The following is a 21,109-nucleotide window of genomic DNA, read 5'->3' on the forward strand; positions in this document are numbered from 1 at the left end:
TCATGGTCGCCGAGGAGCGTGACGGCAGCGGTCGCGACAGCGGATTCGATCCGCGCTACGACCCGTCTTTCCAGCGCGGATACCAGCCGCAGCCGGGCGAGCGGCCGCGGGTGCGCGTGCGCGCCGAAGCGCCGGACACCGCATCCCGCCGGCCGTCGCCGGTGCTCGGGTCCGAGCGTGCGCCGGCCGAGCCGGCGTGGCCGGAACGCGAGGCCGAGCCGGCGTACCTGCCGGACAGCACTCCCGGCGTGCTCGCTCCGGCACCCCTTTCCGTCGCAGCGCAGGCGGGGGCCATGGAGCCTGCGATCGTGGTCGCGTCCCCGGGTGCACTCGCGGGCCTCGAACTGAACCCGCGCCGCAACCCGTACATGCTGGCGCTGTGGATCGTCGGCGCCGGCCTGGTCGTGCTCGGGATCGTGCTCTACGCGATCTCGGTGACGTCCTCGTACAACGGACCGACCCCGACCAGCGACGTCGGTTCGCTCGTCTTCGCGCAGATCGGGTGGATGCTCGCCGGGCCGCTCATCACGGTAGGACTGCTGACGCTGGTGGCGCTCCTGTTCCTGACGGCGCTCGGCGCGCGGCGCACCCGCGAGCGCGAGCGCGAACCGCTGGGGGACGACGAACTGTAGGCGGTCCGGGCCGCCCCGCAGCACACTCCCCGCGCGGCATCGGTCGATAAGCTGGTCGGGTGATCGATCCCGTGCTCCTCCGCGAGAACCCCGATGTCGTCCGCCGCTCGCAGGAGGCGCGCGGCGACTCCGTGCAGCTGGTCGACGAGGCCATCCAGGCGGACATCGAGCGGCGCGCCGCCATCACGGCGTTCGAGGAGCTGCGGGCCGAGCAGAACGCGTTCGGCAAGACGGTCGCGAAGGCGCCGAAGGAGGAGAAGAAGGAGCTGGTCGCGCAGGCCCAGCAGCTGGCGGGCCGCGTCAAGGAGGCGCAGCAGGCGGCCAACGACGCCGACGCCCGCTTCGACCGGCTGATCCGGAGCATCGGCAACCCGATCGTCGACGGCGTCCCGGCCGGCGGCGAGGACGACTTCGTGGTGCTGAAGACGGTGGGCGAGATCCCGGCGTTCGACTTCGAGGCGCGGGACCACCTCGAGCTCGGCGAGCTGCTCGGTGCGATCGACATGGCCCGCGGCGCGAAGGTCGCGGGCGCACGCTTCTCGTACCTCCGCGGCATCGGCGCCCGCCTCGAGCTCGCGCTGATGAACATGGCGCTCGACAAGGCGCTGCGCAACGACTTCATCCCGATGATCACGCCGACGCTGGTGAAGCCGGAGATCATGCAGGGCACCGGCTTCCTCGGCGCGCACGCCGACGAGGTCTACCACCTCGAGAACGACGACCTCTACCTGACCGGCACGAGCGAGGTCGCCCTGGCCGGGTATCACGCCGACGAGATCATCGAGGTGGATGCGCCGCTCCGATACGCCGGATGGTCGACCTGCTACCGGCGCGAGGCCGGCTCCGCCGGCAAGGACACGCGCGGCATCATCCGCGTGCACCAGTTCGACAAGCTCGAGATGTTCGTTTACACGCGGCCCGAGGAGGCCGAGGCCGAGCACGAGCGGCTGCTGGGCTGGCAGGAGGAGATGATGCAGGCGCTGGGCCTCAGCTACCGCGTCATCGACACGGCCGCGGGCGACCTGGGGTCGAGCGCCGCCCGCAAGTACGACGTCGAGGCGTGGATCCCCACGCAGGGCCGCTACCGCGAGCTCACCTCGACCTCGAACTGCACCACCTTCCAGGCCCGCCGGCTCGACATCCGCTACCGCACCGAGAGCGGCAAGACGGCCCCGGTGGCGACGCTGAACGGCACGCTCGCGACGACGCGCTGGCTGGTCGCGATCCTGGAGACGCACCAGCAGGAGGACGGATCGGTGCGCGTGCCCGAGGCGCTGCGCCCCTACCTCGGCGGTCTGGAACTGCTGGAGCCGATCGCGCGGTGAGCGACGCATCCCGGCTGCTGGTCGCGCTCGACGTCGACGGCACCCTGATCCACGAGGACGAGACCGTCGGCGAGGCCGTGCGGGATGCGGTCGCCCGGGTGCGCGAGGCCGGCAACGAGGTCATGCTCGCCACCGGGCGCAGCTGGGAGACGGCGCGCCCGATCCACGAGGAGTTCGGCCTGACCAGCCAGTTCGTGGTCTGCGCGAACGGTGCGCTGACGATGAAGCGCGACGGCGGCTCGCCGGGCGGATACCGCCGCGAGTTCATCGAGATGTTCGACCCCACCGACGTGCTCGAGACGATCCGCCCGCACCTGCCGGGCGGCAGCTTCATGGTGGAGGACCCGAGCGGCTTCCGGCGGTACACCGAGGGCATGACCGACTGGGAGCTCGTCAACGCCGAGCAGGTGCCCTTCGAGGAGCTGCTCCAGCATCCCGCCACCCGCGTGGTCGTCGTCTCGCCCGAGCACGACACCGAGGAGTTCCTGGCGATCGTCGACCGGATGGGACTCCAGCGCGTCAGCTACTCGATCGGCTGGACGGCCTGGCTCGACATCTCCCCGGACGGCGTCAGCAAGGCGACCGCGATGGAGCGGGTACGACACGCTCTCGACATCCCGCGGTCGAACGTCGTCGCCGTGGGCGACGGGCGGAACGACCTCGAGCTGCTGCAGTGGGCGGGCGCGGAAGGTCTGAGCGTCGCGATGGGACAGGCGCCGGACGAGGTGAAGGCGGCGGCCACGCGCACAACGGGGCCGGTCGTCGAGGACGGCCTCGCCGAGGTCCTCGCCGCGCTCTGAACACCCCCCTTTGAGAGCATTGCCAGCCTCCCGTGGCATGCTCTACGGTGGCGTGCGCCCGTTTTCGGTGCGCGCCTGTGAACGTGAACACGTCCCATCCGGAAGGAAGTGAATGAGCGAGATGCCCACCCGCGCGCAAGCGCGTGCGCAGGAGAAGACGGCAGGACCAGCGGTCCGCCACGGTCGACTGAAGCAGCACCATCCGCTCAGGGCACTCCTCAAGATCGTCGTCGCAGTCATCGCCGTCGTCGGTGTCACCGGCGTCTCGCTCGCGGCGTACGCGGCGGTGGATGTGGTCTCCAGCGTCAAGAAGTCGGTCAAGCTGGTCGACGCCAAGGGCAACGAGGTGACGCCCGGTGTCGGCGCCATGAACGGCGCGTTCAACGTGCTGCTGGCCGGAAGCGACTCGGGCGGCGGCAACAGCGCCTACGGCGACCGGGAAGAGAACCTCAACGACGTCACGATGCTGCTGCACGTGTCCGCCGACCACAAGAACGCGACCGTCGTCAGCTTCCCCCGCGACATGTACGTGTCCATCCCGTCGTGCCCGGACCCGAAGGGCGGAAGCTTCGACGCGATGAGCCGCCAGAAGATCAACAACTCGCTGAGCTACGGCGGCCTCGCGTGCACCGTCCTGACGGTCGAGAAGCTGACGGGCCTCGACATCCCGTACGCCGGTGTCATCCAGTTCGACGGCGTGATCGAGATGTCGAACGCGGTCGGCGGGGTGCCCGTCTGCGTCGCTGGCGACATCGAGGACCCGTACACGGGCCTGAACGTGAAGGCCGGCCAGAACACGCTGCAGGGCTCGCAGGCGCTCGCGTTCCTCCGCACACGTCACGGCGTCGGGGACGGCTCGGACCTCGGCCGCATCAGCAACCAGCAGGTGTTCCTCTCCTCGCTGGTCCGCACGATCAAGAGCGCCGACGTGCTGAGCAACCCGGTCAAGCTGTACGGCATCGCGAAGGCTGCCACCAGCAACATCACGCTCTCCGACAGCCTCAACAACCCGACCACGATCGTGTCGATGGCCATGGCTCTGAAGAACATCGACATCAGCAAGGTCGTGTTCGTGCAGTACCCCAACCACTACGACGGCGACGGGGTCTCCCCGACGAAGGATGCCGCCGACCAGCTGATGGGCGCCCTGCAGAACGACCAGCCGGTCTCCCTCACCGGTGACACGGGCGTCGGCTCCGAGGCGGACCCGAACGCGCCCGCGACGCAGGCGCCGGCCGCGCCCCCGGCTCCGGCGACGCAGGCTCCCGCGACGCAGGCTCCCGCGACGCAGGCGCCCGCGACGCAGGCCCCCGCGCCGGGAACCGGTGCATCCACCCCGCCTGCGGACGGCTCGGTGCAGCTGCCCTCGGACGTCCACGGCCAGACGGCCGCCCAGTACACCTGCTCGAAGCCTTTCCAGGACTGACGTTAGAATCGGGCGACGCCGGTTCGCCCCGGCGCCGGGAGGGCTGTCCGAGCGGCCGATGGAGCCAGTCTTGAAAACTGGTGGGCAGAAATGTCTCGTGGGTTCGAATCCCACGCCCTCCGCTTATTTTTCGTCAGACCTGCGATTCTATTTCCTGCCGCCACCAATGTCGCTGAGAGCCGTGCCCCACCCGTGCACCTTTTTTGCCCGAGTGCGGCTCAATCGGCCTTCCCACGCGTATAGAAGGTCATGGGCAGACAAGTGACCGTCCCATACAACGCGCTGTACTACAACTACGCTGCTAGCGGCGGGTGCGGAGCAAACACATCAGCAGGCGCAGACAGCGACAGGACCAGCTTCACGGACGTCACCACGGCACCTGGAGCGAGCGCGCCAAACCCCGCTGTCAACATGACCTCCTGCTACGACAACGCCGACCGACTTACCTCGAACACGGTCTCCGGCGCTCCCGCTAATCCGGACATCGTGATGGGTGCCAACCTCAGCACCGCCAGCTCGCCCGCGAACCTCGCTTACGACGCGCACGGCAACATCACCCAGCTCGGCACCGAAACCCTCGGGTACGACGAGACCAACCGACACATGTCTACCACCCTGGCTGACGGCACCAAGGTCAACTACCAGCGCGACGCGGAAGACCGCATCATAGAGATGGATCAAACCCCGGCCGGAGGAACCAAGACCACCGTCTACTACGCCTCCACGGGGATTGGGCAAGTCACCCTGGACGCCAGCAAAGCCACTCAGGAGCAGAACATTAGCGTCCCAGGCGGCGCATCGGTCTCGATTCGTGCGAGCGGCCAGGTGTGGTCCTACCCCGGGATAAGCGGTCACGTCCTCGTGACGACAGACGACGCGGGGACGCGTACCGGGAAACTGGCCCTGTACGACCCCTTCGGTGACTCGATCGACCCCAATACCGGGTGCATCGGAACCACGACTGCAGACACCAGTGGTCCGGCGAACACCCCCACACCGAATGTCTCAAACGGCTATGAAGGCTCTCACGGGAAGGGTCTATTAACTCTTGGGGGGATCGACACCATCGAAATGGGTGCTCGCCAGTACGTCCCCCTCCTGGGCATATTCCTCTCGGTTGACCCGGTCCCAGGCGGGAACGCCAACGACTACACGTACCCAAACGACCCCATTAACGGAAACGACCTATCGGGCCAATACGGCAACGGTTTCCGGTTCAACGACGGGCCCAGTTCTGGTGGTAGCAACCCTGTTGTTGGGCACTACACCTTGCCCTCAACTGCGAGCGGCGGGGGGTCAACGAGGGGCAGCGGGTCCAAGGGCGGGTCGCCTGCATCAACTGCTGGTTCTTCTCCCCGGGCCGTTCCACCACGCCCGCGGCCGAGCGTCGGTGCAGCGCCAGCATTCGGGCCGAATGTCAGCGCAGATAAGCAGGCCTTCCTGCCGACGCCGACGGCCGCTCAATACGGAGGTGCATGTCTAGCGGGAGGCGGCTCGGGAGCGTTGGTATCCCTCGCTGGTGCTGCGGAGGCCACCTTCGGTGTGGGGGCGCTGATCGGGTTTGCGGTTGGTTGCGTGACAGGGATGGTAATCGCATATGCCGGTTCACAAGATCCAAAATTTGGTCAGGTTCTTGAAGGAGCGGACCAGATTAAGTCTGGCTACGACATCAACGAGATATGGATAGATTCTTGGTCCGAGTAAACAACTCAAATAGAAAGCGTGTCAGCAGTTGCCACTCTGGTTGATCGGTCTTGTCGTCATCGCGATAATTCTGTCGTTCTTTTTGCCCTGGGCGAGAAGGTTCGATCAGCGCGTGGGGGATAGGCGAGTGGCCGCTGGGAAGCATCGATCGATCGTGCCCGTCTGGCTCGGCATAGGTATTTGTCTCGCGTTGATTGTTGCCGGGGTGATGATCTACTACCTATCTTGACTGGCGCGTGCGTGGATTGGGGACACGGAGTCGCAGGTCATGGCCGGATAAGGAATGCATGCTATGGCGCGTAGGTCGAAAACACGTCGCCCCCCGGTGACGATGCGGCTGGCAGTGTGGCTCATTGTGGCGTTCGCCGTTACGGGAGCGTTGATTGCGATCGGCTCGTTGCTCGCGCATGGTGTCACCGGGGCAAGCATCTTCACAGGTACACCCAGAGACGAAGTGCCCACGGCTTCGGCAATGAGAACACTGTTGGTGGTTTACATCGTCATAGAGCTCGCATATCTGGTTGCGCCCGTCGCACTCTCCGTCGCATCATCGCGTGGCTCGCGTGCTAGCAGAGTAGCAATCAGTATCATCGCCGCCCTCGGAATTATGGTGTCGTTCAGATCGATTACCACCCCGTTGGATCTACTGCCGCACGTGCTCCTCATTGCAGCCGCTGTGCTGCTTTGGGTGCCACCGTCCAGTCGGCACATCAAGGCTGAAGGCCAGCGGAGGCGGCGAGAAAAAGACAAGACTGATGCGCTCACTTGGCGCCCAAACTAGCCAGCGGGGATGCGCTCGGCCTCACCCTTGCCGCTACAAACGCGAGTCAGGAACAGACGATTGGTCTCCCCGGCGGAGCGACCCTCTCTATTCGCTCGAGCTCACAAGTCTGGTCCTATCCGGGCTTGACCGGACACAACCTGGTCACCGCAGACGGCACTGGAACGCGAGCCGGTGCGATTGCGCTCTACGACCCATTCGGCGACCCAATCAGTCCGATCACCGGCTGCGTCGGCACAATCAGCGCGGATGCGTCGGGACCCAACAACACCACCACACCGAACATCTCCAACGGGTTCGAAGGCGCGCATGGCAAAGGTTTGCTTGATTTGAATGGGCTAGACACCATTGAAATGGGCGCGCGCCAATACGCACCTCTGCTTGGAATCTTTCTCTCGGTCGACCCGCTCATGGGTGGAAATGCTAACGACTACACCTATCCCAGCGACCCCATCGATAACAACGATACGAACGGGAAGTGGGGTCTGCGCCTCAACGATTACGGCACCACCACTCCCATTCACGGTTCCACACTGCAGGCCGGTGTTGCACCGGTCATCCACTCAGTTAGCTCGGACGCGTACGGAAAGAGCAGCGGTGGAGGTGGTGGGCCATCAAAGCCGCGATCTGTGCCGGGCTGGATCACGGTGACGGTCAACACTTATCTTCCCATCCGATCGTTTGCGCAATCGAAGCTCGGTAGGACAGTCGCCGTTGCGGCCGCTTGGACCGCCGTCGGGTTGAATGCGCTCGGCGCTTTGTCGGCAGGCGCTTGCCTGGCGGGCCCGGAAGCTTGTGTTGCAGCCGCCGGTGTGAGCAAGGTTCTAGGGTACGGCTCCCTGGTGTTGGGCGGCTACGCCCTAGCATCCTCGTGCGTTGCCGACGACTGGGGCAACAGATGCGGAGCGGGTGCCATTTACTATGGGGGAACGGCAGCAGCTACTATTTCGCCCTTCATACCGCCCTTCTTATCCAACGGCATCAGCGCGGTCACTGGCACGATAGGCAACCTCGCATTCTGATTGAGGCGCACATGACAGTTCTTGAGATGGTTGTTGCGGCGATCCTGCTAGCGGCTGGCGGGCTATTCACGTGGAAGGGGAGGGCGATTTCATCGGCGCTTGCGGCATCGAGCCAACCTTCGCCGTTCGTGCGGCCTTGGGCGTTTAGGGTAGTAGGGGTCGCGATGATCGCCACTGGAGTGTTCTTGGGTGTAATGGCCACTCGGGGTGGCAGATGATCGTGGTACTCGCCTTCGTGTTCCTCATCGTGGGTGTCGCGCTTGTCGGGATCACCGCCTACCTTTTGTCTCGAGTCTGGCCAATGTACATGGCTCGTCTGCGATCATCGCGAGTGCCCGTTCCACCGGCAGCTGTCGTAATGTCGAGCCTGCTCGGAGGCGTTGGAGCGCTTCTCGTGGTTGCCGGGCTCGTCCTCGTCGCACAAACCTTCTAGCGAGCGCCGTTTCCGGCTGCGCCAATGTTCAGTTATCGGCGGTTCCTTGTCCTGTTCGTGCCGCTTCGGTACCACCCAGCAGTCGCCTGCGGTTTGTGTTGAGCGTGCCCCGAGCGTGCCCTTTCGGCACTACAGTAAACATCGGCGACTACGGCAGGTAAAAGAAGTTATGAGCCGGTCAGGCGCGAAAACAAGGGGTTAGGAATGGGCTATCTGCCAGTCTTGAAAACTGGTGGGCAGAAATGTCTCGTGGGTTCGAATCCCACGCCCTCCGCATGCTTAGATTGCAGGGGTTCGACCTCGCGATTGATCGTGCAGGAGTCGTCTCCGCCGCTCGCTCCGGGGTTCCAGCACCGACCGCACCGATTGATTCCGCCGAAGTTGATGCGGGGACCATCCTCGAGTCGCGCGATCTCGTGTTCGGGGGGAGTTCGAACGGCCATCCGGCTGGAAGAGGCACGACGGCAGGTTCAGGTGCGATCTCTGCCAGCACGGCAAAGATGTGGGCGAAGGGTGCCAACGGCTGCAGCCCCGGTGCGGAGGTCATGCATGACAGCCCCGCCGAACACGAGACCGCTGTGCGAAGGCTGAGTTGGGGCAATGAAGTCCTGGAGGTGTTCTCATAACTGCCTTGTCTGCTCAGGGCGATAGCAAATCAAACGCTTTTAGTGTGAAAGCCGGGTGAGGAGAAAGGAATGCCGTGGGCTTTGGATTCGTCGGTCGACGGCTTCTCCGCGTTCCGGGCTCAAGGGTCCGATCCGCGCTTACGGTGCCGATCCGTGCTCGAGAGTTCCGGACAGCTCGTCTGCTGCTACGGCCCTACCGTATGGATGATGGTGAGGACTGGCTTGCGATCGAGAGTGATGCGTTCGTCCGGTGCATGCTCCGCTGGCCGGACCGCACGCGACGGGAGGCTCTGCGGCATCTTCGCGATCGCACTCGTCACAGATCGCTGCGGCAGCAGGGGGATTTTCTCGTGCTGGCATTCGAGAAGGAAGGGCACGTCATCGGGGACGTTTCACTCCACTTGAGAACGCTGGCCCCGGAGACCCGCTCGTTGGAAATCGGCTGGCTTCAGCGCTCGGATTGTAGTGGTCACGGGTATGCGACAGAGGCCGCCCACGCGATGCTGGACGCTGCTTTCGGTGAGATGGGCGGGTGCATTGTGACGGCGGTAGTGCGCAACGATAACGAACGCTCGCGTGCGATGGCGGGTCGGTTGGGCTTCAGGCTGGCGGTCAGCGGAGCCGAGCTGACCACGTATGTTCTCTCCCGCGAGGACTACCGCGAACAGGCGGGACTTCCCGACGCGATCGCGCCGGAGGCGCCCGGCGCAGGGGATTCCCGACCGAGAGCGGCCGCGTAGCGCATCCCGGGTATTCAACTTCGCGCCGACGCGCTCATGCGGCGACGCCCAGAATCATTCAAATGGTTCATGAATGCTATAAGACGCTCCTGTTGGACGGATCAATCCGTGGTCACTTATCCTTTCACCAGGACGTCGGCGCAGTTGTCTCGCGCGATGGTTTCGGCGCGAGAGGACTCGCGGAATCCGCTCTGTCAGATCCCCTACGGACGGCTTCCCGAGCCGCCGCATCTCCCGAGGAACCATGTCCGACCTGAAGGTCGAGCTCGTCGCACGAGACGAACTCGGAACCATCGTTGCTCTCATAACACCCCACGGCGTGGTGGACGCCCAATCTGCTTCGGCCCAGATCAGTCGGGGCGAGGCGTGCTACGTCACTGGTCCTGACTCATACGTTCGCGTGCCCGTGCGTGCCATCTCCGCGGCGGGAGGCCCGTATCTGTATGCGAACTGGGATGGGACCCGGCGTAACAATCTCCACGATCTGGCCGCGGTGCGCATGCGCAGAATCCCAGCCCACTCAGCCGCTCGCCTAGCCGCGGTTGATCGGATCACTCGACCAGGGAGGTTCGCTGCCTTCTGGAGCCGGCTCTTCCCACGGCGCTGAGCAGCGATTTTCAGAGGCTTCAACGTGCGACCTGTTCGCACTCGTGGGGGAAGGAGGCCGACGTCGCGTGGCGTGCGCGGTCCGGTCTCGGCTCGATCGCCACGGCGACGATGATCACGGCGTCACTCGTCTTCGGCTTCGCTCGCTGCCTTCTGCCTCCTGGCTGCGACCCCCTTCCCGTCACCGGGAGCCCGCTATCGCCCCGAAGACTCAACACATGTGCCTACGTTGCCGCAGGCCCATGGGGTAGGCGGCGCTCCAAGATCTGGCCCGGCCAATCGCGAACCGTGAACGTCTCCGTACGGTGATATCCGCAGGACTCGTAGAACTCGGGGAGTCGCCCGTTGCCCCCGTTGTAGCAGTCCACCCGCAGGCGATGTATCCCCGCCGAGGTTGCTTGCCGGTCGGCGAAGGCCAGCAGCGCCCTGCCGGTGCCCTTCGCCTCAGGAACCCGCGCGCTCAGGAGGAGCCGGACGTAGAGTTCATCGCCGTCCGCCTCCGGGACGTAGTCGTGCCTGTCACCGAGGACGATCACGCCGGCCACGGGGACTCCCGGGACCTCGGCGATCCAGCCGCCGGGCGATCCCAGCCATGAAGTGACCCTCTCCACCTGCCGCGGTTGGCTCGAGAACGGCGCGGTCCCCCACTGTCTATCGTTGCCGAACGTCGCGAACCATTCGATCGCCTGGTCGAACAGGTCGAGCACGGCCGCCACATCGTCGATCGTTGCCGGCCGGATCCGGGGAAGACATCGTTGCTCATCATGGGGCCGGGGTTCCTTGATGGTAGAGGGCGGTCCAGCCGGAGGCGCCGTGCTGCCAGATCGTCGACCGGCGAGAAGGAGCACCTCGGTGGTGGAGCAGATAGGTTGCCAGGTAGACCGACTCTGCCAGCTGATGGATCTGGAAGTCGTCGACCGTCCAGAGGTCGTCGTCGGGTTCGAGCCCCTCTTCGTATCGGACGGCCACGACATCGATCACGTACTGACGGGTGTAGAGGTTTCCCGAGGCGCCGACTTCGAAGAACGTCGGCGCGGCGATCGCGTCCGCTGCCGTGCGACCCGAGTCAGCGGGCAGCCGGTGGAAAAGGGGTTCCCGGTCGCGGAGATCCACGACACGAGCGTCGCCATCGTCCAGCAGCTCCATCGTCAATACACCGTGCCCATGGCCTCGCGGACCTCTGCGAGCGTCCTATCGGCGATGGCGTTCGCTCGCACACTCCCGCGGCTCAGGACTTCGTGCACCAGACCCGGATCCCGGGCCAGCTCGTGCCGGCGCTCGCGGTGGGGGGCCAGATACGCATTCACCGCAGACGCGGTCGCCTCCTTCAGCGCCTTGCTGCCTCCCATCCCGATCTCGGCGGCCAGGGCTTCCGGCTCCACGCCCAGGCACAGCGCCGCGGTCGACAGGAGCGCGGAGACCCCTGGTCGCAGTGCGGGATCGAAGGTGATCCGTCGGTCGTCGTCGGTCGGACTGCGCCGGATGGCGGCACTGGTCTCTTCGGGGGTCATCGAGAGCGTGATGGCGTTTCCGTAGCTCTTGGACATCTTCCGCCCGTCCAGCCCGGGCACTTCCGGAGCGGAGGTCAGCAGTGCGTCGGGAACAGGGAAGACCGAGCCGTAGCGATCGTTGAAGCGCCTGGCGATGGAGCGCGTGATCTCCACGTGCGGCAGATTGTCTTTGCCCACAGGCACCAGGTTGCCTTTGCAGAAGAGGATGTCCGCGGCCTGGTGCACCGGGTACGTCAAGAGAAGGGCGCTCAGGGCCCGGCGGGATGCCGCCAGTTCTGACTTCACCGTCGGATTCCTGTGGAGCTCCGACTCGGTGACCAGGCTGAGAAACGGCAGCAACAACTGGTTCAAAGCCGGCACCGACGAATGGGCGAAGATGACGGTTCGTTCGGGGTGCAAGCCTGCGGCGAGATAATCCAGTACCGCCTCGTGCACATGATCGCGCACGTGCTCGGTGGTGTCCCGATCGGTGATGACCTGGTAGTCCGCGAGGACCAGGAAGGTCTCGACTCCCGACTGCTGCAGTCGCACCCGCTCGAGGATCGTGCCGAAGTAGTGCCCCAGATGAAGGCGTCCTGTCGGTCTCTCGCCGGTCAGAACCCGGTAGTTCTCGGGGTGATCGGCGACATCGACGGCGAGCGTGGTCGAGCGGTCGCGCATTGCGGCGAAAGAATCCATCACTCAGTCCTTGTGCCCTTCTGCAGTGAAAGCGCCTTTGCCGGCAGCGCGAACGATACGCGACGCCAAGTCCGTCGCCGCGGCAGCCGTCGGTGGCTGCGCCCTCACCAGCAGGCGGAAGAACAGCGGTGCCACCAGCGCTTCGATGAACATGTCGATGTCGATGTCTTCAGGCAGATCGCCTCGCGCGATGCCTCGTCGCACGACGTCCGCCACCAGCGAGAATCGCCGTTCCCAGAAGACGCTCGCCGCCTCGACAAGACCCGGTGCCCGCGCAGCGTCGGACACCAGCGCGCGGAGGAGCCCCTCGCCGGCGGAAGAACCGATGTTCCCCGCAACACTCACCACCAGCTGCTCGAGGTCGCCCATCGTCGACCCCGTGTCCGGCATCGGAATGGCGACCGCCGCCTGCGCCAGGAGCGCGTCCCCGGCGAGCTCTTCCTTGCTCGACCAGCGGCGATAGACGGTCGATCGGTGAACCCCGGCGCGGGCGGCCACGCCGTCGAAAGTCAGCCCTCCATAGCCACGCTCGGCCAGCTCCGCGAGAGCGGCCTCCAACACCGCCCGATGAACGGCCGCGCTGCGCCCGCCCGGTCGGGTCTTCCGCGAACCGTGCGGGGATGACGAATCCGGCATCGGAGCCCTTCCTTAAAGCGACAGAGTGTTGCGATTAGTATCCGATTCTGTCATAGTCTCCAAAAGCGACCAAGTGTCGCTATAAGGCACTTCGACGAAAGGCGCGAGATTGAGCACGCGAACACTGGAACGTCGCATCCCCCGACCCTTCGTCGCCCTTCGCCTCAGTTCCGTGCTCGCGGCAGCGGCCGCGCTCCTGGCCGCGGCAGCCGGAGTGGGCGGCCTCGCAGGATTGCCGGCCACCGGCTCCGCCACCCTCTTCGTGGAGGTCTGGCGGGTGGTCGGCTTCTTCACCTTCGCGGCTGTATTCGCCCTGCTCGCGATCCGACCGTTGATCTCGCCGGGCCTCTGGCTGATCGTCATCGCAAACAAGCTGACCCTGAGCATTGCCGGAGTCGCTCTCGCGGGGAGAGCCTCCGGCTCCCTTCAAGCTGTGCCGTGGGACAGTGCGCTCGTCGTCCTCCTGGGAGCCGGTTTCGCCGCGGCGCTCGTCGCCCGTGCTCGGGGGCGCTCGAAGTGATACTCGTCACGGGCGGGACCGGCACATTGGGCAGGCCGACAGTGGATGCGCTTCGAGCCCGGGGTGAGAGCGTGACCGTCCTGAGCCGGCGCCCTGGGCCCGGCCGCGTCGTCGGAAACCTGGCGACGGGAAGGGGCGTTCGCGAGGCTCTCGCGGGCGTTTCGACCGTCGTCCATCTCGCCACAGCGAGCGGCCCCGGGGACGCGGAGGCGACGCGCATCCTCCTCGATGCCGCCGAGGAGGCGCGCGTCTCCCATTTCGTGTTCGTCTCCATCGTCGGCATCGACGAGATCCCGCTCGCCTACTACCGCGAGAAGGTCGAGTGCGAAGCGCTCATCGTCCGCTCCAGCGTGCCCCACACCATCCTGAGGGCGACACAATTCCATGAGCTCGTGGAGTCCGTCTTCGCGGGCCAGCGGTGGTCGCCGGTGATCCTCGCCCCCTCAGTGGTCCTCCAACCGATCGCCGCTCGTGAGGTCGCGGCACATGTAGCCCAGATCGCCGTCGGCGCGCCATCCGGGCGCGTTGCCGACATCGGGGGCCCGAACGTGCTCACCGGGCGTGACGTCGCTGCGGCCTGGAAGCGATCACGGCGCTCGAGACGCCCCGTGATCCCGTTGCGGCTACCTGGAGGGACCTTCCGCGCATTCGCCGCCGGGGCCGCATTGGCCACAGGCGTGCCGTACGGCGCGGTGACCTTCGACGAGCATCTCGGCGGGGGCACCCGCTCACCTCGCAATCGCACAACCCAGAAAAGGAAGCAATGAAGAAGCGCACAGCTCCACTCCTCGCACTCGTCACGGTGGCGATCGGCCTCAGCCTCGCCGCTTGCAGCGGGGGACCGGGCCAGGGTCCAGCCGAGACGGGCTCGCACCCGACCGCCCGCATCCCCGGGTCGTTTCCGCAGCGGGAGGTTCCGCTCCTGGCCGGCCGCGTCCTCGTCGCCTCCGGTGATCCGGCCGACGGCTGGAGCGTCACAGTAGCGCCGACACGCGGAGATCTCGCAGCGGCGGAGGCGTCACTGAAGAACGCCGGTTTCGTCGCCACGCGCACGACCACCTCGTCGGCCACGCTCGCGGACGCGGGCTACACCGTCACCGTTCAGACACCGGGCAAGACGGTGACCTACATCGTCACGAAACGCTGATGCGAACACGCGCGAGTTCTGGCGGTGGCTCACAGCGGTTCGTCGCGCTCGGGGGATGGTGGCGGCTCGTCCGGTCGGTGCCAGTCATCGGCTCCGTGGCGATGGTCGTGCCGGTCGCGCTCCCGAGCGGGGCCTCGGGCGCTCGCTTCGACGGTATCCGCTCGTGACCCTCCGATCCCAGTCCGGCGGGGCCGACATCCTCGTGCTCGGGCACATCACAGACACGCACCTCGACGGCAGCGAGGCGTCGCACAAGCGCCTCATCCGCGTCATCGACGAGCTGGCGTCCCAGGCGACCCGGATCGATGCGCTGATCGTGACCGGCGACATCGTCGAGACGAGCGACGCGGACGAACCCGAGCAGGAGTACGCCTTCGCTCGCTCGCAGGCCGGACGGCTAGCCGTGCCTGTGCTGTGGTGCCCGGGCAACAGCGACAACGACGTCGCCGGGTCCGGCGGGGTGATGCGTCTTCCCGGGCTCACGGTGCTCGCGCTCGATTCACGCATTCCAGGCTCGTTCGCGGGGTCCCTCTCCGGTGCGGACATCCAAGGAGCGCGGGAACTCCTCAGTGGCCGCGGGGGCGACGGTCAACCGGTCTTGCTGGCCCTCCATCACCCGCCTGTCGCGCTCGGCCATGAGGCCGTCGACACGATGGGCCTGGACGATTCCGGTCCCCTTGCCTCGTGGATCGCCGACGAGCCCCGGATCATCGGCGTGGTGGCAGGCCACACCCACGCCGCGACGGCCACCGGTTTCGCCGGACGTCCGCTCGTGCTTGCCCGCGGTGTCCACTCCGAAGGCCGGCTGCCGCATGATGTTCGGGACCCTCGGCGCGAACTCATCGACGAGTCGGCGGACCCCGGGTACGCAATGCACCTGGTCATCGACGGGCGCCTGGTCAGCTACTTCCGATCGGTTCCGCCAGCAGAGGTGGCCGATCATGGTTGACCCTTCACCCGGTGCGGACGATCCGCACGCCGCCCTCTGGCGGGGATACAACGAGAAACAGCTCGGCAGAGCGCCGCGACCGCTCCTCCTGCAGGCGTTGGAGGAGACGGGGCCCGGCCGGGATCGAGTGGCACTCGACCTCGGCTGTGGCGCGGGCGTCGAAGTCGCCGCCCTCGCCGAGGCCGGGTGGCGTGTGACCGGGATCGACGGATCGGCGGGAACGGCTCGACTGGTCGAGAACTCCGCGAACGCGGTCTCATCCACGCTCCTCAGCCGCATCCAGGTCCGTGAGGAGAGCCTCGTGGATGCCGCGAGATCGCTACCCGATGCAGACCTCGTCTACTCGGGCTACACCCTCCCCTACGTCAAGCCCTCCGACTTCCCCCGCCTGTGGGATGCGATCCGCAACGCCGTCCGCCCCGGCGGTTATCTCGCGGTGCAGTTGTTCGGCGACCATGACTCCTACGCCGCCCACGAGGAGTGGAATTTCCACACCGAGTCGCACGCGCGCCGTCTGGTGGCGGGCATGCGCGTCGTCCGGTTCGACGTCGAGGATGCCGACGGCATGGCCGCCGGCGGCCCCAAGCACTGGCATGTGTTTCACATCATCGTGCAGCGCCCGCGCACCATCGAGGAAGGGAATCGTCCACGACAGGTAAGCGCATCGACGCGATCACCGGAACAGGAGAAGAAGGCATGAGCTCATCCGAAGCACCGCAATGGACCGGCATGGTCCGGGTGGACGATACCGCCCTCGCCGCCACCGACACCGGCGGCGCTGGAACTCCGATCATCTACCTCAACGGCCAGTTCGCGACCCAGGGATACTGGCGGCACGTGATCAGGGACCTCGGGGCCTTGTGGCGTCACATCACCTACGATGAGCGCGCTCGCGGCCGCAAGTCGCACACATCGACGGACTACTCGTTCGAGGCCGCGGTGCGCGACGTCGATGTCGTGCTCGCGGCACGACGAGTGGACCGCGCCGTTGTCGTCGGCTGGTCTTACGGCGCATTCGTCGCCGCTCACTGGGCACGTCGCAACCCGTCTCGCGCGATCGGCGCGGTGCTGGTCGACGGCGCTCAGCCGTACGACTGGCTGGACGATGCGATGGAGGAACGCATCCGCACTCTCTTCCGGCGATTGAGCTGGTTCACGCCATTGCTCCGCCCCACCGGTCTGACGCCGCGCATGTCCGCCGCCCAGCAGGCGGAATGCAACATCGAGTTGGGACGTGTCAGCAGGACCAGCGAGCTGGGGCCGGTGCTCGACAACATCAGGGTGCCGACTCGGCACGTCGTGGCCTCCGGAACCTCTTTCGGTAGCCGCAGAGACGAACAGGAGACGATACGCCGGGCCTTGGAGGATGTCGTTGCGCGCAACCCGCACATCGAAATCAGCGCGAAGGTTCCCAGCAACCACGGAGCGATCCTCAAGAAGGATCATCAAGCCGTCGCGGACGCTGTTCGGGAGGTAGCGGCGCTCGACCGCGTCTGATCGACTGTCCAATGATCACCAGGTTCCGGGCTGGGCCACTGTCGGAAAGGAATAGTCGGAATGTCGACCAACGTGTGCGCCCCGGGTTTCGGGCGGGTTGCGGTGATCTCCGACGTGCACGGCAATCTGCCGGCGCTGGAGGCGTGCCTCACGGATGTCTGCGCGGCCGCCGTGGAGGCGGTCGTGGTCATCGGCGACGTCACCTGGGGTCCACAGCCGGCCGACGTTCTGGACCGCCTCCTGGCTGTCGACGTGCCGACGTTCTTCACGCGCGGGAACGCCGAACGTCTCCTGCTGGACGGGGCACGGGGCCGGCGCACCCCCGCCAGCGAGGTGGAACGGTGGCTGCAGAGCACGCACACGCCGGAGATGCTGGATGTCCTGGACAGCTTCACCCGGTCGGTCACCGTTCAGGTCGGTGGGCTCGGAGCCGTATTCGCCAGCCACGCCAGCCCGCGGAGCGACAACGAGCTCTGGACCCCCGCGACCCCCGCCGAGCAGATCGAGGAAGCCTGCGCCGGCGAGGAGGCGCCGACGATCGTCCACGGCCATACTCATCTGCAGTACCGCCGCGAAGTTGCCGGCCGCACGATCGTCGGTGCGGGGAGCGTCGGCCTCCCCTACGGCGTCACCGAACCCGGTGGCCGCTGGACCCTGCTCGGCGACGACATCGTGGCCCGGGTCAGCCCCTACGACATCGAGGACGCGATCTCGGCCGCCCGCAGCGTCGGCTATCCGGGAGTCGCGGGTTACGAGCGCACGCTCCGCACCCCCCTCACCCTCGAGTGGCTCGCCGCAGACGCTGCGATGAAGGTCTACTCGGACTGATGGCCGGCTCCAGGCGACGAGGTCATCGGCAAGAAGACACGGATGCCGCACTGTGCGGTGGATTGGTTGGGTCGTGTATGCGAAGGGTTCTGGTGCTCGGTGGAACCGGGTGGCTCGGAAGAGAGATCGTTCGGGAGTTGCTGGCGAGGGGTGATGACGTCACCTGCCTGGCCCGGGGCGACTCCGGCACCGTGCCGGAAGGAGCGCGCCTCCTGCGAGCCGACAGACGGGCACCTGACGCGTACGACCGGGTGCGCGGAGACTGGGACGAGGTGATCGAGCTCGCGTACGCTCCCGATCTCGTCGGGCCGGCCGTGGACGCCCTCGCGGACAGCGCCGCCCATTGGACGTTGATCTCCACGGTCTCGGTCTACGCCGCGAACCATCGACCGGGCGCCGATGAGTCAGGGACGCTCGTCGAACCGCAGGACCTGACTGAGTACCCTGACGCGAAGGTTGCCGCCGAGCGCGTCACCGGAGATCGTCTGGGCGAGCGCTTGCTGATCGTTCGTCCGGGGCTGATCGTCGGACCAGGCGATCCGAGCGACCGGTTCGGCTACTGGCCGGCGCGCCTCAGCCGACGTGGGCCGGTGATCGTGCCCACACCCGCCGGCCGGTTCGTGCAGGTCATCGATGTGCGTGATCTCGCAGCCTGGATTGTGAGAGCCGGCCACGTCGGCCACGTCGGCACGGTGGACGCTGTCGGCGAAGTCGTGCCGATGGCGGAGTTCCTTCGGGCGGTCGCCGACGTCACGTCGTACAGCGACGACATGATCGCTGTCGCGGACGACGTTCTGATCGCCCACGGCGTCCGCTACTGGGCGGGCCCCCGTTCGCTGCCCTTATGGCTCCCCATGTCGGAATCGGCGTTCGCGCAGCGCTCAGGCGCAGCGTACCGAGCCGCGGGCGGAGAGGTGCGTCCCCTCCGAACGACGCTGGCGGCCGTCCTCGCCGACGAACGCGCCCGCGGCACGGAACGCGTACGTCGCTCCGGTCTCACCATCGGCGAGCAGGGCGCGCTTCTCGCCGAGATCCACGAGTGAGAGAAGCTCTGCACTTGCCGGACCCAGAGGTCTCGACCGTCGAGTTGCCGCGTTCAGTTCGGGAGTGCCCGCCGGCTGTTCGCGGGGTGCCCTCGGGGAACGCTGTTGACGGCTCGCAAGCGCGCGGTGTAATCTCGCCGTCAGCTTGACGCTACGCGCGTAGACAATGCGCGTAGATCATCCCGTGACGGAGAGGAACCCCGTGGAACGCTCTGACGCCGAGCGCTCGGCCGCTGCCGCCCGCGTTGTGGTCCTTGGGTCCGCGAACATCGACTCCTATGTCTACCTCGAACGCTTTCCGCAGCCCGGCCAGACGGTGTTCGGCACGGCGGGGCGCCGTGGCCTCGGCGGCAAGGGCGCGAACCAGGCCGTCGCGGCGGCCCTCATGGGCGCTGCGACCAGCTTCCTCGGCCAGGTCGGCGCCGACGACGGCGGCGCATTCGTGCGCCACACTCTTGCCGGCTACGGCGTGGACACCTCCGCCCTCGGCGTGGCGCCCGACGCGGTGACGGGCAGTGCGCAGATCACCGTCGACGCATCCGGCGAGAACACGATCGTGGTCCTCCCGGGGGCGAACCGCGAATTGGGGCCCGACATCGCCGCCTCGCGGGCGACTCTCGCCCTGCTCGACGCGCCCGCCGGCGCGATCGCGCTCGCTCAGGGAGAGCTGCGGCCCGAGACGGTGGAGGCGTTCGCCCGTGCGGCCGCAGCGCACGGCGTCCGGTTCGTCCTCAACCTCGCGCCGGTGATCGACCTCGCGCCCGACGTCCTCCGGCTCGCCGACCCGCTGATCGTCAACGAGACGGAAGCGCTCGCCCTCCTGGGGCAGCCCGACGAGGCCGAGTCGTTCGGGCGCCAGGATGCGCTCGGCGCCGCGCGGCGCCTGGCCGGGACCGTCGCCGAGTCCGTCGTCATCACCCTCGGCGCGGACGGCGCCGTCGCGGCGACGGAGGACCGGCAGTGGCACCAGCCGGCCCCGGCTCCAGCCGACGTGGTCGACACGACCGGAGCCGGAGACGCCTTCGCGGGTGCGCTCGCAGCGACCCTGGCCGGCGGAGCATCCCTGGAGACCGCCGTGCGCCGCGGCACCGCGGCCGGTTCGGCCGCCGTTGCCGCGCTCGGGACTGTCGACTCGTACGACGCGCTCCGCACGCTCGCCCAGGAGCGGTGGTAGCCCCGTGACCCCGCCCCGCACCGCCCGGGTCACCCGCGACGACGTCGCCCGCGAGGCCGGGACGTCGACCGCGGTCGTGAGCTACGTGATCAACAACGGCCCGCGACCGGTCGCCGAGGCGACCCGGCGTCGAGTGCTCGATGCGATCGAGAAAGTCGGATACGAGCCCGACACGATCGCTCAGGCTCTCGCCTCCGGGGTCACCGGCACCTACGGCCTCATCGTCCCCGACATCTCCAACCCGTTCTTCGCGGCGCTCGCCCACGAGCTGGAGGACGCCACGTCCGAGGCCGGCCGTGTGGTCCTGCTCGGCGACGCAGCGGAGAGCAAGGCGCGCGAGAGCGAGCTCCTGAAGACCTTCGCCGCCCGCCGCGTCGACGGGCTCCTGTTCGTCGGCGTCGACAACGCCCCCGACCTCGCCCCGTTCGCGGGTAACCGGGTCCCGGTCGTGGTGCTCGACCGCGTCGGCCCCCACCAGAGCGTGTCGTCGGTCGCCGTCGACAACATCGGCGCCGCACGCGACGTCACCGAGCACCTCCTGGAGCACGGCTACACCACCGTCGGCATCATCACGGGGCCGCGCCAGCTGTACACCGGACAGGACAGATACGAAGGCTGGCGGCAGGCGCTCGCCGCCGCCGACATCGAGCCGGACGAGCGCTGGGTGGTCGAGGCGCCGTTCACGCGCCGGGGCGGCCTGGAGGCCGGCCGCGCCCTGCTCGCCCGCACCGACCGGCCGCGCGCCGTCTTCGCCTCCAACGAGCAGCAGGCGATCGGCTTGCTGGCCGCGGTGGCGGAGTTCGGCATCCGCGTGCCCGACGACCTCGCCGTGATCTCGTTCGACGGCACGGAGGACTCGGAATACACCATCCCGAAGCTCTCCGGCGCCGTCCAGCCGCTCGCCACGATCGCCCGCACCGCAGTGGCGATGCTCGCGGCGGCGCCGGACGGAGCACCGCCCTCACCTCGGGTCGTGGCGCACGAACTGCGCATCCGACCGTCCTGCGGCCCCCACACGGACTGACGCCGCA

The 21,109-nt window shown here is 67.1% G+C and carries 21 protein-coding genes and 2 tRNA genes; 19 read left to right on the forward strand and 4 right to left on the reverse strand.

Translation table 11 applies throughout. The features are described from left to right. Positions 1-2: 2 nt before the first annotated feature. The 9 genes from ACR9Y5_RS01275 to ACR9Y5_RS01315 all read left to right on the forward strand — a co-directional run bounded on the left by ACR9Y5_RS01275 (position 3) and on the right by ACR9Y5_RS01315 (position 9,489). Positions 3-632: a hypothetical protein gene (locus ACR9Y5_RS01275; protein ID WP_481296244.1), complete on the forward strand. Its 630-nt coding sequence runs from the start codon at positions 3-5 to the stop codon at positions 630-632. 59 nt (positions 633-691) lie between these two features. Further along, a complete protein-coding gene (gene serS / locus ACR9Y5_RS01280) occupies positions 692-1,957 on the forward strand; it encodes a serine--tRNA ligase (RefSeq protein WP_481296245.1) in 1,266 nt (421 codons plus the stop codon). Beyond that, positions 1,954-2,757: an HAD family hydrolase gene (locus ACR9Y5_RS01285; protein ID WP_481296246.1), complete on the forward strand. Its 804-nt coding sequence runs from the start codon at positions 1,954-1,956 to the stop codon at positions 2,755-2,757. The genes serS and ACR9Y5_RS01285 overlap by 4 nt, the downstream gene beginning before the upstream one ends. Positions 2,758-2,869: 112 nt before the next feature. Then, positions 2,870-4,183: an LCP family protein gene (locus ACR9Y5_RS01290; protein WP_481296247.1), complete on the forward strand. Its 1,314-nt coding sequence runs from the start codon at positions 2,870-2,872 to the stop codon at positions 4,181-4,183. 37 nt (positions 4,184-4,220) lie between these two features. Next, positions 4,221-4,305, forward strand: a tRNA-Ser gene (locus tag ACR9Y5_RS01295). 127 nt (positions 4,306-4,432) lie between these two features. Beyond that, positions 4,433-5,887, forward strand: a complete 1,455-nt coding sequence (locus ACR9Y5_RS01300; RefSeq protein WP_481296248.1) for an RHS repeat-associated core domain-containing protein — start codon at positions 4,433-4,435, stop codon at positions 5,885-5,887. A 906-nt stretch (positions 5,888-6,793) separates the two neighbouring features. Further along, on the forward strand, positions 6,794-7,690 hold the full coding sequence (locus ACR9Y5_RS01305; RefSeq protein WP_481296249.1) for an RHS repeat-associated core domain-containing protein: 897 nt from the start codon (positions 6,794-6,796) through the stop codon (positions 7,688-7,690). Positions 7,691-8,315: 625 nt separating this feature from the next. Beyond that, a tRNA-Ser gene (locus ACR9Y5_RS01310) sits at positions 8,316-8,394 on the forward strand. Positions 8,395-8,892: 498 nt separating this feature from the next. Then, the gene (locus ACR9Y5_RS01315; protein ID WP_481296250.1) at positions 8,893-9,489 is read left to right on the forward strand and encodes a GNAT family N-acetyltransferase; all 597 of its coding nucleotides are present in this window, start codon (positions 8,893-8,895) and stop codon (positions 9,487-9,489) included. 830 nt (positions 9,490-10,319) lie between these two features. Here ACR9Y5_RS01315 and ACR9Y5_RS01320 read toward each other — a convergent pair. From ACR9Y5_RS01320 to ACR9Y5_RS01335, 4 genes are read right to left on the reverse strand one after another with little or no spacing between them, the layout of a single operon-like run. Continuing rightward, the gene (locus ACR9Y5_RS01320) at positions 10,320-10,811 is read right to left on the reverse strand and encodes a GNAT family N-acetyltransferase (RefSeq protein ID WP_481296251.1); all 492 of its coding nucleotides are present in this window, start codon (positions 10,809-10,811) and stop codon (positions 10,320-10,322) included. A 46-nt stretch (positions 10,812-10,857) separates the two neighbouring features. Continuing rightward, positions 10,858-11,208: a nuclear transport factor 2 family protein gene (locus ACR9Y5_RS01325; RefSeq protein ID WP_481296252.1), complete on the reverse strand. Its 351-nt coding sequence runs from the start codon at positions 11,206-11,208 to the stop codon at positions 10,858-10,860. A gap of 35 nt (positions 11,209-11,243) precedes the next feature. Continuing rightward, positions 11,244-12,284, reverse strand: a complete 1,041-nt coding sequence (gene trpS / locus ACR9Y5_RS01330) for a tryptophan--tRNA ligase (protein WP_481296253.1) — start codon at positions 12,282-12,284, stop codon at positions 11,244-11,246. A gap of 3 nt (positions 12,285-12,287) precedes the next feature. After that, on the reverse strand, positions 12,288-12,920 hold the full coding sequence (locus tag ACR9Y5_RS01335) for a TetR/AcrR family transcriptional regulator (protein WP_481296254.1): 633 nt from the start codon (positions 12,918-12,920) through the stop codon (positions 12,288-12,290). A 109-nt stretch (positions 12,921-13,029) separates the two neighbouring features. Between ACR9Y5_RS01335 and ACR9Y5_RS01340 the strand changes: the two genes are divergently transcribed. From ACR9Y5_RS01340 to ACR9Y5_RS01385, 10 genes are all read left to right on the forward strand, one after another. Beyond that, positions 13,030-13,440, forward strand: a complete 411-nt coding sequence (locus tag ACR9Y5_RS01340) for a hypothetical protein (protein WP_481296255.1) — start codon at positions 13,030-13,032, stop codon at positions 13,438-13,440. Further along, positions 13,437-14,207: an SDR family oxidoreductase gene (locus ACR9Y5_RS01345; RefSeq protein WP_481296256.1), complete on the forward strand. Its 771-nt coding sequence runs from the start codon at positions 13,437-13,439 to the stop codon at positions 14,205-14,207. Before ACR9Y5_RS01340 ends, ACR9Y5_RS01345 begins: the two co-directional genes overlap by 4 nt. After that, positions 14,204-14,587, forward strand: coding sequence for a hypothetical protein (locus tag ACR9Y5_RS01350; protein ID WP_481296257.1), 384 nt, complete (start codon positions 14,204-14,206; stop codon positions 14,585-14,587). Before ACR9Y5_RS01345 ends, ACR9Y5_RS01350 begins: the two co-directional genes overlap by 4 nt. Positions 14,588-14,750: 163 nt before the next feature. Continuing rightward, complete coding sequence (locus tag ACR9Y5_RS01355) at positions 14,751-15,536, forward strand: metallophosphoesterase (RefSeq protein WP_481296258.1); 786 nt, start codon at positions 14,751-14,753, stop codon at positions 15,534-15,536. Continuing rightward, complete coding sequence (locus tag ACR9Y5_RS01360) at positions 15,529-16,236, forward strand: class I SAM-dependent methyltransferase (RefSeq protein ID WP_481296259.1); 708 nt, start codon at positions 15,529-15,531, stop codon at positions 16,234-16,236. Before ACR9Y5_RS01355 ends, ACR9Y5_RS01360 begins: the two co-directional genes overlap by 8 nt. After that, entirely contained in the window at positions 16,233-17,033 is an 801-nt protein-coding gene (locus ACR9Y5_RS01365) for an alpha/beta fold hydrolase (RefSeq protein ID WP_481296260.1), read from the forward strand. Before ACR9Y5_RS01360 ends, ACR9Y5_RS01365 begins: the two co-directional genes overlap by 4 nt. 60 nt (positions 17,034-17,093) lie before the next feature. After that, positions 17,094-17,861 carry a metallophosphoesterase family protein gene (locus tag ACR9Y5_RS01370; RefSeq protein WP_481296261.1) on the forward strand — a complete coding sequence of 256 codons (768 nt, stop codon included), beginning with the start codon at positions 17,094-17,096 and terminating at the stop codon, positions 17,859-17,861. A 77-nt stretch (positions 17,862-17,938) separates the two neighbouring features. Then, on the forward strand, positions 17,939-18,904 hold the full coding sequence (locus ACR9Y5_RS01375) for an NAD-dependent epimerase/dehydratase family protein (RefSeq protein WP_481296262.1): 966 nt from the start codon (positions 17,939-17,941) through the stop codon (positions 18,902-18,904). Between the two features lie 202 nt (positions 18,905-19,106). Further along, a complete protein-coding gene (locus ACR9Y5_RS01380; RefSeq protein WP_481296263.1) occupies positions 19,107-20,078 on the forward strand; it encodes a ribokinase in 972 nt (323 codons plus the stop codon). A 4-nt stretch (positions 20,079-20,082) separates the two neighbouring features. Continuing rightward, positions 20,083-21,102 carry a LacI family DNA-binding transcriptional regulator gene (locus ACR9Y5_RS01385; protein WP_481296264.1) on the forward strand — a complete coding sequence of 340 codons (1,020 nt, stop codon included), beginning with the start codon at positions 20,083-20,085 and terminating at the stop codon, positions 21,100-21,102. Positions 21,103-21,109 lie beyond the last annotated feature (7 nt).

It is taken from the genome of Leifsonia sp. KNZ13-11D (assembly GCF_056754895.1).

What these genes read in the sequence shown, in the direction of transcription:
- ACR9Y5_RS01290 (WP_481296247.1), top strand. Translation starts at nt 2,870, where the DNA reads ATGAGCGAGATGCCCACCCGCGCGCAAGCGCGTGCGCAGGAGAAGACG.
- ACR9Y5_RS01360 (WP_481296259.1), top strand. Translation starts at nt 15,529, where the DNA reads ATGGTTGACCCTTCACCCGGTGCGGACGATCCGCACGCCGCCCTCTGG.
- ACR9Y5_RS01370 (WP_481296261.1), top strand. Translation starts at nt 17,094, where the DNA reads ATGTCGACCAACGTGTGCGCCCCGGGTTTCGGGCGGGTTGCGGTGATC.
- ACR9Y5_RS01350 (WP_481296257.1), top strand. Translation starts at nt 14,204, where the DNA reads ATGAAGAAGCGCACAGCTCCACTCCTCGCACTCGTCACGGTGGCGATC.
- ACR9Y5_RS01275 (WP_481296244.1), top strand. Translation starts at nt 3, where the DNA reads ATGGTCGCCGAGGAGCGTGACGGCAGCGGTCGCGACAGCGGATTCGAT.
- ACR9Y5_RS01300 (WP_481296248.1), top strand. Translation starts at nt 4,433, where the DNA reads ATGGGCAGACAAGTGACCGTCCCATACAACGCGCTGTACTACAACTAC.
- ACR9Y5_RS01365 (WP_481296260.1), top strand. Translation starts at nt 16,233, where the DNA reads ATGAGCTCATCCGAAGCACCGCAATGGACCGGCATGGTCCGGGTGGAC.
- ACR9Y5_RS01375 (WP_481296262.1), top strand. Translation starts at nt 17,939, where the DNA reads ATGCGAAGGGTTCTGGTGCTCGGTGGAACCGGGTGGCTCGGAAGAGAG.
- trpS (WP_481296253.1), bottom strand. Translation starts at nt 12,284, where the DNA reads ATGGATTCTTTCGCCGCAATGCGCGACCGCTCGACCACGCTCGCCGTC.
- ACR9Y5_RS01335 (WP_481296254.1), bottom strand. Translation starts at nt 12,920, where the DNA reads ATGCCGGATTCGTCATCCCCGCACGGTTCGCGGAAGACCCGACCGGGC.